Annotated in this window: 11 protein-coding genes; 6 read left to right on the top strand and 5 right to left on the bottom strand. The window is 65.3% G+C overall.

Annotated features, from left to right (window positions below):
- The first annotated feature begins 439 nt into the window (after positions 1-439).
- A complete protein-coding gene (locus tag WH367_RS20545; protein WP_021024725.1) occupies positions 440-1,024 on the top strand; it encodes a BPSL1445 family SYLF domain-containing lipoprotein in 585 nt (194 codons plus the stop codon).
- Between the two features lie 84 nt (positions 1,025-1,108).
- On the opposite strand, the gene WH367_RS20540 is transcribed toward WH367_RS20545, so the two are convergent.
- Positions 1,109-1,687, bottom strand: coding sequence for a hypothetical protein (locus WH367_RS20540; protein ID WP_148292981.1), 579 nt, complete (start codon positions 1,685-1,687; stop codon positions 1,109-1,111).
- Positions 1,688-1,750: 63 nt separating this feature from the next.
- On the opposite strand from WH367_RS20540, the gene xdhC reads away from it, so the two are divergent.
- From xdhC to WH367_RS20525, 3 genes are all read left to right on the top strand, one after another.
- Positions 1,751-2,566 carry a xanthine dehydrogenase accessory protein XdhC gene (gene xdhC, locus WH367_RS20535; RefSeq protein ID WP_339537478.1) on the top strand — a complete coding sequence of 272 codons (816 nt, stop codon included), beginning with the start codon at positions 1,751-1,753 and terminating at the stop codon, positions 2,564-2,566.
- A gap of 339 nt (positions 2,567-2,905) precedes the next feature.
- Complete coding sequence (locus WH367_RS20530) at positions 2,906-4,144, top strand: urate hydroxylase PuuD (protein ID WP_339537477.1); 1,239 nt, start codon at positions 2,906-2,908, stop codon at positions 4,142-4,144.
- 158 nt (positions 4,145-4,302) lie between these two features.
- On the top strand, positions 4,303-5,691 hold the full coding sequence (locus WH367_RS20525) for a GntP family permease (RefSeq protein ID WP_339537476.1): 1,389 nt from the start codon (positions 4,303-4,305) through the stop codon (positions 5,689-5,691).
- A 75-nt stretch (positions 5,692-5,766) separates the two neighbouring features.
- On the opposite strand, the gene WH367_RS20520 is transcribed toward WH367_RS20525, so the two are convergent.
- Both WH367_RS20520 and WH367_RS20515 read right to left on the bottom strand, forming a co-directional pair.
- Complete coding sequence (locus WH367_RS20520; RefSeq protein WP_021024730.1) at positions 5,767-5,967, bottom strand: hypothetical protein; 201 nt, start codon at positions 5,965-5,967, stop codon at positions 5,767-5,769.
- A 220-nt stretch (positions 5,968-6,187) separates the two neighbouring features.
- Positions 6,188-7,741 (bottom strand): fumarate hydratase, encoded by a 1,554-nt coding sequence (locus tag WH367_RS20515; protein ID WP_339537475.1) that lies wholly within the window; start codon positions 7,739-7,741, stop codon positions 6,188-6,190.
- Between the two features lie 352 nt (positions 7,742-8,093).
- Here WH367_RS20515 and fumC point away from each other — a divergent pair, with 352 nt between their 5' ends.
- Together fumC and WH367_RS20505 are read left to right on the top strand one after the other, a co-directional pair.
- The gene (gene fumC / locus WH367_RS20510) at positions 8,094-9,485 is read left to right on the top strand and encodes a class II fumarate hydratase (protein ID WP_116925816.1); all 1,392 of its coding nucleotides are present in this window, start codon (positions 8,094-8,096) and stop codon (positions 9,483-9,485) included.
- Positions 9,486-9,577: 92 nt separating this feature from the next.
- Positions 9,578-10,432 (top strand): hypothetical protein, encoded by an 855-nt coding sequence (locus tag WH367_RS20505; RefSeq protein WP_339537474.1) that lies wholly within the window; start codon positions 9,578-9,580, stop codon positions 10,430-10,432.
- Between the two features lies 1 nt (position 10,433).
- On the opposite strand, the gene WH367_RS20500 is transcribed toward WH367_RS20505, so the two are convergent.
- Together WH367_RS20500 and WH367_RS20495 are read right to left on the bottom strand one after the other, a co-directional pair.
- Positions 10,434-11,618: an MFS transporter gene (locus WH367_RS20500; protein ID WP_339537473.1), complete on the bottom strand. Its 1,185-nt coding sequence runs from the start codon at positions 11,616-11,618 to the stop codon at positions 10,434-10,436.
- Between the two features lie 109 nt (positions 11,619-11,727).
- On the bottom strand, positions 11,728-12,759 hold the full coding sequence (locus WH367_RS20495) for a GlxA family transcriptional regulator (protein WP_339537472.1): 1,032 nt from the start codon (positions 12,757-12,759) through the stop codon (positions 11,728-11,730).
- Positions 12,760-12,793 lie beyond the last annotated feature (34 nt).

Below are 12,793 nucleotides of genomic sequence, written 5' to 3'. Positions count from 1 at the left end.
TGGGTGCCGATCAGGACCGTGCGCGAGCCCGTGACGATGCGTGCGTATTTGACTTTATCGTCTATGCGGGCTGCGGGCTTTCCTGACATGCAAGTTCCAATCGAAAAGTGATGATAGATAGTTTAAATTTACCATAACGATGAAGCCGATTGGATTGAGCACGCGATGCGTGAGGCAGTCACAACGGGCTCATACCGCCTGACTGGATTGAGTTGACGAGGGTGCTACTAGAGAGCCGATGTGAGCCAAGGGCGTCATCCTTCATCGGCCCTTGACCTGTCTCAAACGCGCATCGCCAAAACTGTAGGCCGAAGCCGCAAGTTGCGGCTGCGGCCTTCCAGCGTCATCGGGGATGGCTACTATTTGCTCCTAGGCGCACCGCAGGATTCGCAGCGGTGCCAACCTGATTGACATAACAGCAAATTTCAAAGGAGTAGGTATGCAACGTTTCTCTATGCGCACCCTGGGTGTCGCCGCTGCAGTGGTTGCCGGCGCTCTGTCGATGGCGGCCTGTACAGTCACCAAGCCTGAAACCAGCAATGCACCTCGTGCCGATGAGACCTCGGTAGACGCCCGTGCCAACGCCGCGCTGGAGCGCCTGTACCAGACCGCTCCTGGCTCCAAGGACCTGGTCGCACGCTCCAAGGGCGTGCTGGTGTTCCCATCGGTGATTGGCGGCAGCTTTGTGGTGGGCGTGGAGCACGGCCGCGGCGTGCTGCGCGTGGGCAGCCGCAGCGACAGCTACTACAGCACCACGGGTGCATCGATCGGCTGGCAGGCCGGTGGCCAGTCCAAGGCTGTGATCTATGTGTTCAACACGCCCGAAGCGCTGGCGAAGTTCCGCCAGAGCAACGGCTGGTCAGTGGGTGCAGATGCCACCGTGGCCGCAGGCCGCGTTGGCGCCAACGGCAGCATCGACACCACCTCGGCCCAGGCCCCTGTGACCAGCTTTGTGCTGAACAACGCAGGTTTGGAAGCGGGCGTGTCGCTGCAGGGCGCCAAGATCACCAAGATCAAGGAATAAAGCAGCGCCCAACGGGCCTGCAAAGCAGAAACCGGCCAGCTGGCCGGTTTTTTTGCGTTTGTCGCGCCTGTCCTATGCCTGCCTTTACTGCTGGCCTTCGCTCAAGGTGTGCAGCTGGAACTTGCCCGAGGCATCCCAGAGCCAGGTCTCGGTGTAGGAGACCATGACTTCGCCGTGGCGCAAATGCTGGGGGGCGGGAAAGGGCGCAGCGGCCTGCACCAGCGCCTCGATCAGTGGCGGCACTTCCTGGGCCTGCGCGGGCTCGCGCATCCAGTTCATGTCCTGGATATGGCCGTCTTCGTCGAGCAAGAGCTCCAGCACGCCGATGGCATAGAGCATGGGCGGCAGCATGCCCGGGTAGATGCGCTCGGCGTAGCGCTCATACAGGTGCTGGGCGCAGCGCTTGCGGTAGGCCTCGTCGGCGACCGGGTTGAGCACCGAGTCCTGCCCATCGGCCTCCGGGGACCATTGGGGCATGCGCGCGCCGGGCAACTGGGTCAGCACCGACAGATAGCTGTCCTGGTCGTCGTCCTGCTCGGGGGCGTGGGGCGGCTTTGCGGGCCCGCCGGCTGCTGCCCGTGGGGGCGCGGGCGACGTTTGCGGTATACGAAAAAGCGTATGCCAAAGTCGTGACAGCAGGGAGGTGGAGGGTCGATCGCTCATGGTACAAATCCGTCTATAGCGGCCCTGCAGTATGGCAGGCCGATCTTCATCATGGAACAAGGCATGCCCGTACTGCAGCAATTATTGGCGCGCCTGGCGACGCAGGATGCCTGTCTGGTCCAGGTGGAGTCTACCCAGGGATCGGCTCCGCGCGATGCCGGTGCCTGGATGGCCGTGTTTGCCCAGGACCAGCTGGGCACGATTGGCGGTGGCCACCTGGAGTGGCAGGCCGCCAACAGGGCCCGTGATCTGCTGGCCCGTGGCGGCGCGCCGCAAAGCGAGCGCTTTGCGCTGGGCCCGCGCCTGGGCCAATGCTGCGGCGGCGTGGTGCACCTGCGGTTTCAGCGCATTGCGCAGGCCGACAGCGAACCGCTGGCGCAGCAGCTGGCGCCCGAGTGCAGCCCCGTGGCGGTGTTTGGCGCGGGCCATGTGGGCGCAGCCCTGGTGCAGGTGCTGAGCAACCTGCCGTTAGCCATTACCTGGGTGGACAGCCGCGAGGCGCTGTTTCCGCCCGCGTTGCCGGCCAACGTGCAGACCGAGTATTCCGATCCGATCGAGGGTGCGGTGGCCGCTCTGGCGCCGGGCAGCAGTGTGTTCATCCTCACCCACGACCACCAGCAGGACCTACAGATCACCCAGGCCTGCCTGCAGCGCCAGCGCCAGCACGGCGATCTGGACCTGATCGGGCTCATTGGCAGCGCTACCAAGCGCGCCAGCTTTGCGCACCGGCTGGCCGAGCGGGGTTTTGCCGATGCGGAGTTTGCCCGCATCACCTGCCCGATCGGGCTGCCGGGCATCCAGGGCAAGGCGCCGGAGGTGATTGCGATTGCGGTGGCCGCGCAGCTTTTGCAGCATTTGCAGCGAACGCAGCATGCCTGATGGGTCTTCCCCCCTGGGCAGGTGCTGCGTATGCGGTGTAGAGGCCACCTGCAGCGGGTTTGCTGCGTTGCATCAGGGTTTTATCTAGGGGCTGTGCAGCTTTTTGCCGACCTTTGGGCGGCAGAAATTGCATACACTTTGAGTCTACAAAAGGTCGCAGCGGTGCCCCGGTCATCCCGATGATGGCTGTGGATTGCGGCCTGTCTGCTGCTCAGATCGCCCGCCGTGGTGAGCAGGTTCAACAAGTGGCCGGTGCCTCCACGCTGGCTGCTTGATGAGGAGAGCGGGCATCACCCCTCCCTCGCACTGGCAGACCCCACGCTGCCAAGGATGAGAGCAATGGAAGGCTATATCCTCGATTGGGCGAACCTGTTGTTGCGCTGGCTGCATGTGATCACAGCCATTGCCTGGGTCGGTTCGTCGTTCTATTTTGTGTTCCTCGACAGCAGCCTGACCCCGCCGGAAGACGAAGACCTGAAAAAGCAGGGTGTGAGCGGTGAGCTCTGGGCCGTGCATGGCGGCGGCTTCTACCACCCGGTCAAGTTCAATGTCTCGCCGCCCAAGCTGCCCGACCACCTGCACTGGTTCTACTGGGAGAGCTACACCACCTGGCTGTCGGGCTTTGCGCTCTTGACGGTGTCCTACCTGTGGAACGCCAATATCTACCTGGTCAACCCGGCCGACCCCAATGCGATGAGCGCGCCACTGGCGGTGTTCACGGCGCTGAGCTTTCTGGCGGTGTTCTGGCTGCTGTACGACGGCATCTGCCGCGTGTTTGGCTTCAAAAAGCATGGCGATGCGATCGTGGGCGCGATGGTACTGGTGCTGGTCTGCATTGCCGCGTACCTGGCCTGCCATATCTTCCCGGGCCAGGCGGCCTTCTTGCTGATGGGCGCGATGCTGGCCACCTCGATGAGCGCCAACGTGTTCTTCTGGATCATCCCGGGCCAGCGCACCGTGGTGCGGGCGCTCAAGAATGGCGACCCGGTCGACCCCATCTACGGCAAGCGCGGCAAGCAGCGCAGTGTGCACAACACCTATTTCACGTTGCCGGTGCTGTTTGCGATGCTGTCCAACCACTACGGCTGGCTCTACAACCAGAAGTACAACTGGCTGGTGCTCATCGGCATGATGTTTGCCGGCGCGGCCATTCGCCAGTTCTTTGTGCTGCGCCATGGCCACAAGCTCGGCCGCAACAAGCACCCCTGGCCTTATGCGCTGATCGGCGTGCTGGTGATTCTGGGCGTGATCGCCTGGCTGCGCCCCGGCCCCAAGCCCGCAGCAGCCGCTGCGCCCGCATCGGCCCCCGCCAGCCAGCCCGCCGCTGGCGCCGTGCCCTATGGTGAGGTGGCCAAGGTGTTTGCCCAGCACTGCGTGCTGTGCCACAGCGCCACGGGCTTGGCGCAAAAGAATGTGAAACTCGACAGCCCCGGCGAGGTGGCCCAGCACACCCAGCAGATCTACCAGCAGGTGGTGGTGCTGCGCAAGATGCCCTTTGGCAACCCCGATGGGCTGAGTGCCGACGAGCGCGATCTGGTCAAGCGCTGGTTTGAATCCGGCGCCTCTACCGCGCCTTGATGGCGGGTGGCAGGGAGCGGGGCAGCCGCCCCGTCCGCCGAAATCCGACTACAGCCTGGGGTGGCTGATCGGCGTAGGATGGGAGGGTTGGGGCATGCCCAAGCCCCTCTTTGCGGTGGGTGGCTGGGGATGCGTGTCACAAATCCACATCTTCTCGCATGTCAAATTTCGATATCCAATTGCTGCTGACCGCCTTGGTGAGCGTGCTGGTGCTGGTGGCGCTGATTGTTTCGCGCATCCGCATGCACCCCTTGCTGGCCTTGCTGATCGTCTGTATCGGTGTGGGCTTTGCCACCGGCATGGCGCCCGGCGACATTGCCAAGAACATCACCAATGGCGCGGGCAAGACGCTGGGCGCGGTCGGCGTGGTGATTGCGCTGGGCGCGATGCTCGGCAAGATCCTGGCCGATTCGGGCACCACCGAGCGCCTGGCCAGCGCCATTCTGCGCCACACCTCGGACCGCATGATTCCCTGGGCGATGACCCTGGTGGCCTTCATCATCGGCATCCCAATGTTCTTCGAAGTGGGCCTGGTGGTGATGCTGCCGCTGATCTTCAGCGTGGCGCGCAAGCTCGAGAGCCGCGAGAACTTCAAGGGCTCGGCCTATGTCTATGTGGGCGTGCCGGTGATTGCGGCGCTCGCCTCGATGCACGGCATGGTGCCGCCCCATCCTGGCCCGCTGACCGCCATTGCGACCTTGAAGACCACCGTCGGCCCGACGATGCTCTACGGCTTTTTGGCCGCCTTGCCCGCGATGGTGCTGGGCGGGCCGCTGTACGGCGCCTTCATCACCCCGCGCATGAGCACCCGGCCTGAGCAGGCGCTGCTCGACCAGTTCACCGAAACCAAGCCCCACAGCGGCAAGGACCAGCCCGGCATTGCGATGGGCGTGCTGTCTGCCCTGCTGCCCGCGCTGTTGATGCTGGCCCATGCGCTGGCCGAGATGGCCTTGCCCAAGGGCTCGGCCCTGCTGCAGGTGGCCAGCTTTCTGGGCAACCCGCTGATTGCGATGCTGCTGGGTGTGCTGTTTGCCGCCTTCACCCTGGTCTACCTGCGCGGCGGCGATGCCGAAAAGCTGCGCGACACCCTCGGCGCCAGCCTCAAGCCGATTGCCGGCATCATCATGATCATTGCCGGCGGCGGCGCTTTCCAGCAGGTGCTGACCAGTGCCAAGGTGGGTGACGCCATCGTGCACCTGACGCACCAGTTTGCGTTTCCGCCGCTGGTGCTGGGCTGGCTCATTGCGATGCTGCTGTCGGTCTCGACCGGCTCGGCCACCGTGGGCATCGTGGGTGCGGCCGGTTTGCTCGCGCCGCTCGCCGCTGCCGACCCCAGCCTGAACCTGCCTCTGCTGGCGCTGTCGATCGGCTGCGGCTCGCTGTTCTTCAACTATGCCAACCATGCCGGTTTCTGGATGGTCAAGGAATCCTTTGGCATGACCATGGGCGAGGCGACGCGCACGATCACCGTGGTGCAGTCCATCGTCTCGTTCGTGGGCCTGTTGATGGTGCTGCTGTTCAACGCCTTGCCGGCGCTGGGCGGCTAGCGCCTTTTCCGATAAGCAAAAGGGCCGCAGCAGCAATGCTGGCGGCCCATTTTTTTGCGCACAAGGGCGCTGCGCTCAGTCGGCCGGCTTGTCTTGCGCAGGCGCGTCGCTGCTGTCCGCGCCGGTCGCTGGCTCCTGCTCGGGGGCGTCGCCATCAGCGCCTTCCGGCGCGTCCGAGGCATGCCCGCTGGCCTTGCGCAGGGCTTTTTCTTCCTTTTTCTTCTTCTTTTCCAGCTCGCGCTGGCGCTTTTCATACTGGTAATTCGGCTTGGCCATGTTTTTTGTTCCTTATCGGTGTGCAGCCTCCACCATACAGCATGCGCCGTACTCGGGGCGCCGCCATAGGATTGTTTGAAGGCCGCAATGGGTAAAGTGGGCGGTTTGGGGGCCTGGCCGAGGCGGTCAGGATGTAGGTGCTGCTCCCAACGGCTGGGAATGCGGGCTGCAGGCAGCAAAAAACCGCCCGAAGGCGGTTATGGGGAGCGGTGCCGGACGATCAGGCGCCTGCCACTTCAATGCCCTTGAATTCGCCGGTGGCGATCTTTTCCTTCCAGATCGCCGGGCCGGTGATGTGGGCGCTGGTGCCGCCGGCATCCACCGCCACGGTCACGGGCATGTCGACCACGTCGAATTCATAGATCGCTTCCATGCCCAGATCGGCAAAACCGACCACCTTGGCCTGCTTGATGGCCTTGGAGACCAGGTAAGCGGCGCCGCCCACGGCCATCAGGTAGGCCGACTTGTGGTTCTTGATCGCTTCGATGGCGACCGGGCCGCGCTCGGACTTGCCGATCATCGCGATCAGGCCGGTCTGCGACAGCATCATGTCGGTGAACTTGTCCATGCGGGTGGCGGTGGTCGGGCCGGCAGGGCCAACGACTTCGTCACGCACCGGGTCCACCGGGCCCACGTAGTAGATCACGCGGTTGGCAAAGTCGACGGGCAGTGGCTCGCCCTTGGCCAGCATGTCCTGGATGCGCTTGTGGGCAGCGTCGCGGCCGGTCAGCATCTTGCCGTTGAGCAAGAGGGTGTCGCCCGGCTTCCAGCTGGCCACTTCTTCCTTGGTCAGGGTGTTCAGGTCCACGCGCTTGGACTTATTGTAGTCCGGTGCCCAGTCGATCTTGGGCCAGGTGTCCAGCGATGGCGGATCGAGGTACACGGGGCCGGAGCCGTCCATCACGAAATGGGCGTGGCGGGTGGCGGCGCAGTTGGGGATCATCGCCACGGGCTTGGAGGCCGCGTGCGTGGGGTACATGTTGATCTTCACGTCCAGCACGGTGGTGAGGCCGCCCAGGCCCTGGGCGCCAATACCGAGGGCGTTGACCTTCTCGAACAGCTCCAGGCGCAGCTTTTCCACCTGGTCGAGCTCGGCACCGCTGGCCGCTTTTTGCTGCAGCTCGTACATGTCGAGGTCTTCCATCAGGCTTTCCTTGGCCAGCAGCACGGCCTTTTCAGCGGTGCCGCCAATGCCGATGCCCAGCATGCCCGGTGGGCACCAGCCCGCGCCCATGGTCGGCACGGTCTTGAGCACCCAGTCGACGATGCTGTCGCTGGGGTTCATCATGATCATCTTGGACTTGTTCTCCGAGCCGCCGCCCTTGGCCGCCACGGTCACATCCAGCTTGTCGCCCGGCACGATCTGCACATTGATGACGGCGGGCGTGTTGTCCTTGGTGTTCTTGCGGGCGAACTGGGGATCGGCCACCACGGAGGCGCGCAAGGTGTTGTCGGGGTGGTTGTAGCCCCGGCGCACGCCTTCGTTGATCGCGTCTTCCAGGCCCATCGTGAAGTCTTCCCACTTCACATCCATGCCTACCTTCAGGAACACGTTGACGATGCCGGTGTCCTGGCAGATGGGGCGCTGGCCGGTGGCGCTCATCTTGGAGTTGGTCAGGATCTGGGCCATCGCATCCTTGGCCGCCGGGCTTTGCTCGCGCTCATAGGCCCGTGCCAGGTGCTGGATGAAATCCGGTGTGTGGTAGTAGCTGATGTACTGCAGGGCGCCCGCGATCGAGTCGATCAGGTCCTGCTGACGGATGGAGGTGGTCATCGTGCTTGTGGGGTGGGTTTTGGATTGCGCAAGGCTATGGTGCCGTTGGCGCTCGGTATCACGGGGGCAATTATCGGCCTTTCGCCAGGCCGGTGGTGGCAAATGTCCGATAAGTCTTCTAGAAGAGTCAGGTGTCGCCCAAGCGTCCATCCCGTGCAAGAGCATGCGCCCAGTATGGCTGCTTGATGCAGATGAGAACGGCTGTCATTGCCTGCGTTAGGATGCGATGCCGCGCCCGCTTTGCCGCAAAGCGGGCGGCATCCTATTTACGAATCCTGCGGCCCACCAGCCACACGCTTACCAGCCAGACGAGCCGCGTTGCAATTGTTGAGATACAAGGAGTGATCCAGACATGACAGCTACCCGCCAGGAAAAAGACACCTTCGGCCTGATCGATGTGCCGGCCGACAAACTCTGGGGTGCCCAGACGCAGCGCTCGCTGCAGAACTTTGACATCAGCGGCGAGAAGCAGCCCGGCGAGATCATCCACGCGCTGGCGCAGGTGAAAAAGGCCAGTGCCACCGTCAACCACGCGCTGGGTCTGCTCGACGAGAAGAAGGCCAAGGCCATCAATGCGGCGGCCGACGAGGTGATTGCCGGCCAGCATCCCGATGAGTTCCCGCTGGTGGTCTGGCAGACCGGCTCGGGCACGCAGACCAATATGAACGTCAACGAAGTGCTGGCCAACCGCGCCAGCGAGCTGCTGGGCGGCGAGCGCGGTGAGTCGCGCCTGGTGCACCCCAATGACGAGGTGAACAAAAGCCAGTCCAGCAACGACGTCTACCCCACCGCCATGCATGTGGCCGCCGTCACCGCCATCGAGCGCAAGCTGCTGCCTGCGCTGGAGAAGCTGCGCCGCACCCTGCAGGCCAAGAGCGAGGCCTTCAACGACATCGTCAAGATCGGCCGCACCCACCTGCAGGATGCGACGCCGCTGACCCTGGGCCAGGAGATCTCCGGCTGGGTGGCCCAGCTCGAACACGGCGCCAAGCACATCAAGTCGGCGCTGCCCCATCTGTATGAGCTGGCGCTGGGCGGCACGGCCGTGGGCACGGGTCTCAACGCCCCCAAGGGCTATGCCGAAGGCGTGGCCCAGGAGCTGGCCAAGCTGACCGGCTACCCCTTCATCACCTCGCCCAACAAGTTCGAATCGCTGGGCTCCTGCGACGCGCTGGTGTTTGGCCATGGCGCCCTCAAGACGCTGGCCGCCAGCCTGATGAAGATCGCCAACGATGTGCGCTGGCTGGCATCGGGCCCGCGCAGCGGCCTGGGCGAGATCTCCATCCCCGAGAACGAGCCGGGCTCGTCGATCATGCCGGGCAAGGTCAACCCCACGCAGTGCGAGGCGATGACCATGCTCTGCGCCCAGGTGTTTGGCAACGATGCCGCGATCAATGTGGGCGGTGCCTCGGGCAACTTCGAGCTCAATGTGTTCCGCCCCATGGTGGCGCACAACTTCCTGCAAAGCGTGCGCCTGCTGGCCGATGGCATGGTGAGCTTTAACGACCACTGCGCCGTCGGCATCGAGCCCAACCGCGAGCGCATCACCGAGCTGGTCAGCCGCTCGCTGATGCTGGTGACCGCCCTGAACACCCATATCGGCTACGACAAGGCGGCCTATATTGCGAAGAAGGCGCATAAAGAAGGCAGTAGCCTGCGCGATGCGGCCGTGGCCAGCGGCCATGTGACGGCCGAGCAGTTTGACCAGTGGGTCGTGCCCGAGCACATGGTGGGCAATCTGTAAGCGTCTAGACGCTTGAACGTTCCAGGGCCCGCATCACTGCGGGCCTTGTGCTTTTACACTGGCGGTTTCTGCCTTTTCCCTTTGGACCATTCATGCCCTCAGAGCCTATGCAAGCGTCGACCGCCTCTTCCCCGCCCGGCACAGGCTTGCTCGAGGACGGCGTGGATATCCATGTGCTGGCCCAGGCGCTGGGCGTGCCGGTGTTCGAGACGCCCTGGCATATGCCGCAGTACCAGCTGGGTGAGCAGGGCGCCTGGCGGCTGCTGCGCGGCGGCATGGGGCTGGACAGGGGTTACTACAGCGGCAGCTGCGTCTATGGGGGCTCTACCGCGCTGTTGCGCCAGAACGCACAAGGCGGCTGGGACACCTGGATGTCGCTGTCGCCTTTCGAGATCGAGAGCCAGGAGCTGGCTTGCCGCCATGCGCATGGCCACACGGTGGTCATGGGCCTGGGGATGGGATGGGTGACGGCCAATATAGCGCTGAACCCGGCCGTGGAGCGGGTCACCGTGGTCGAGCGTGATCCGGAGGTGATCGCGCTGTTCCAGCATATGCAGGTACTGGAAGGCTTGCAGGCAGAGGTCGCCGCCAAGATCCATATCGTGCAAGCCGATGCGCTGCAATGGCGCCCAGCGCCGCAGCAGCCGGTGGACTTTCTGTATGCCGATATCTGGCTGCAACTGGCCGAGCCCCAGGCGCTGGCCGACGTGCGGCAGATGCAGGCAAATGTGCAGGCGAGCCTACTGTATTTCTGGGGCCAGGAGTGGGTGCTGGCTGGGCCCTTGCAAGCCCTTTGGGGCAGCCCAGCCTGGGCTGATGTGCTGGCACAGGCGCTAGCCGACACGCGCCTGCCCTTGCTCAGCGCCGTGGACGGCGGATTTGCACCCTGGGTGGAGCGCATCTGGCGTGAGCGCCTGGCACGCAGGCCTGCTCCAAGCATTCGGTGATCTAGGGCCGCGCCCGCGCCGCCCAGGCCGAGCGGCCGCCTTGCCAGGCCAGCAGCGCCAGGGTCAATAGCATCGCCACATTCACCGCTTGCCAGCCTAGGGTCTGGATCAGCACGCCGCAGCTGAGCGACATCAGCGCGGCGCTGCCGTTGTTGGTCCATTCCATCATCGGCTGGGCCTGGGGGCGCTCCTCGGGGCTGCAGGCCTGGTTCAGCAGGCTGGTGCCGGCGAGGATCATCAGGTTCCAGCCGGCGCCCAGCAGCAAGGAGCTGAGCAGGAACGGTACAAATTCCGTGCCGATCAGCGCCACGCCTGCGCTGGCGGCCAGCAGCGCCGCGCCCAGCCAGGCCAGGCGCCGGGCGCCAAAGCGGTCCACCGCGCGGCCCGCGAACAAGGACGGCGCAAACATGCCCAGCACATGCCACTGGATCACCTGGGTGGAGCTGGCCAGCGAGTGGCCCGCGCCATGCATGGCCAGCGGGGTGGCGTTCATCACCAGCACCATCAGCCCATGGCCGCAGGCACTCAGCACAATGGCCTGGCGCAGCGCAGGGCGCTGCCACAACTGGCGCCGCGAGACGGCGGGCTGGCCTGCGGTCTTGGCCTGCATCGGCAGCTGCAGGCGGGGCGGCAGGCATTGCAGCAGCGCGCAGGCCAGCAGGGCCAGCACCGCAATGGCCAGGTAGGCGCCGGCCAGCGGGGTGGCCAGCGCGCCTGCGGTGTGGATGGCCAGGCTGGGGGCGAGCAGGGCGGCCGCGATGCCGCCGGCCAGTACCCAGGCTGCGGCACGGCCGCTGTGCTCGGCCGGCATGCCATCGAGCGCCGTGAAGCGGTAAAAACCGGCAGAGGCCTGGTAGCCGCCCAGCAGCAGCATCGCCAGGCAAAACAGCCCAAAGCTGGCCTGCACCACTGCCCAGGCGGCCAGCAGCCCGGCCGCAACCCCCAGCAGTGCCCCGTATTGCAGGCCCCGCGCGCGGCCATGCCGCTGCATCCAGCGGGCCAGCTGGCCAATCGACAGCAGATTGCCTGCCACCAGCAAGGTCAGCGGCACCGTGGCCAGCACCGGCCAGGGCGCCAGCTGCCGGCCCACGAGGCCGGTGAGGGCGATGCCGATGATCGAGCAGGACCAGTACAGCGCTTGCGCGATGCTGAGGGTGAGCAGTTGAGGGTGGCGTTGGAGCAGCATGGGTGGTGATTTGGGAATAACGGGGCGTGGGGGAGCGGCCGGGCAGCATCGGCTGTCCGGATCGCATGGTTTGGGCAGGAGAGTTCAGCCGCTCAATGGCGGGCGCTGGTTAACCCACGCCAAAGCGCTCGGCAAAGGCCTGGGGGCTGACGGCCAGCGTTTTGTGAAAGCTGCGGCGCAGGTTTTCCGGGTGGCCAAAGCCGCACAGCCGCGCCACGGTGGAGACGGAGGCCTGGCGCTGGCTGAGCAAGGTGGTGGCGGCCTGCAACCGCACCCGTTCCACATAGCGGGCCGGCGTGGTGCCCAGCTCTTGCTGGAACACCCGCGCCAAGGTGCGCGGCGGCAGGCAGGCCTGCGCGGCCAATTGCTCCACACCCAGGCGCTCGCCCAGGTGGCCGGGAATCCATTCGAGCAGGCCAGCCAGGCGCGGCGCCTGCGTGGTCTCGGCTGCCAGCAGCGGGCTGAACTGCGCCTGGCCGCCGGGCCGGCGCACAAACATCACCAGGTGGCGGGCCACGGCCAGCGCCATGCTGCGGCCCAGGTCGGCCTCGACAAGGCTCAGCGCCAGGTCGATGCCCGAGGTCACCCCCGCCGATGTGAAGATATGGCGCTGCTGCGGATGGCTGGCATCAAAGGTGTGCAGCCGGTCGCCATCGACCTGGATGGGGCGCTCCATCGCCGCGAGCTCGGCCAGGCGGCACCAGTGGGTGGTGGCAGGCAGGCCGTCGAGCAAGCCGGCGCGTGCCAGGATCAGCGCGCCCGAGCAGACCGAGCCCAGGCGCTGCACCTGGGGCGCCGTGCGCTGCAGCCATTGGCGCAGGCCGCTGTGGTGCTGTACATCGACCACGCCATCGCCCCCCGGCACCAGCACGGTGCTGTTGGCGCCCGGGCGCAGCTGGCCCAGGCCCTGGGTGGCGATGGTCTGCAAACCGCAGGACAGGGTTACCGGCCCCGCCTCCAGCCCGGCAAAGACCAGCTGGTAGAAGGCGGGCTGGCCCTGGCGCTGGCGCACATCGTTGGCAGTGGCAAACACCTGCATGGGTCCGGTGATGTCCAGGCTCATCGCGCGCGGGTAGGCAATGCAGATGACGCGGTGGCCGGGCTGGGCGCTGTGGGCGGCGGTGGTACGGGATGGAGACATGCGCACAGTGTGCATGCAGCGCGATGTGGCAGCA

It is taken from the genome of Comamonas sp. MYb21 (assembly GCF_037479395.1).
Lineage (GTDB): Bacteria > Pseudomonadota > Gammaproteobacteria > Burkholderiales > Burkholderiaceae_C > Comamonas.
Note: the sequence above shows the minus strand (reverse complement) of the source record. Positions and strands in the feature narration are given on the sequence as shown.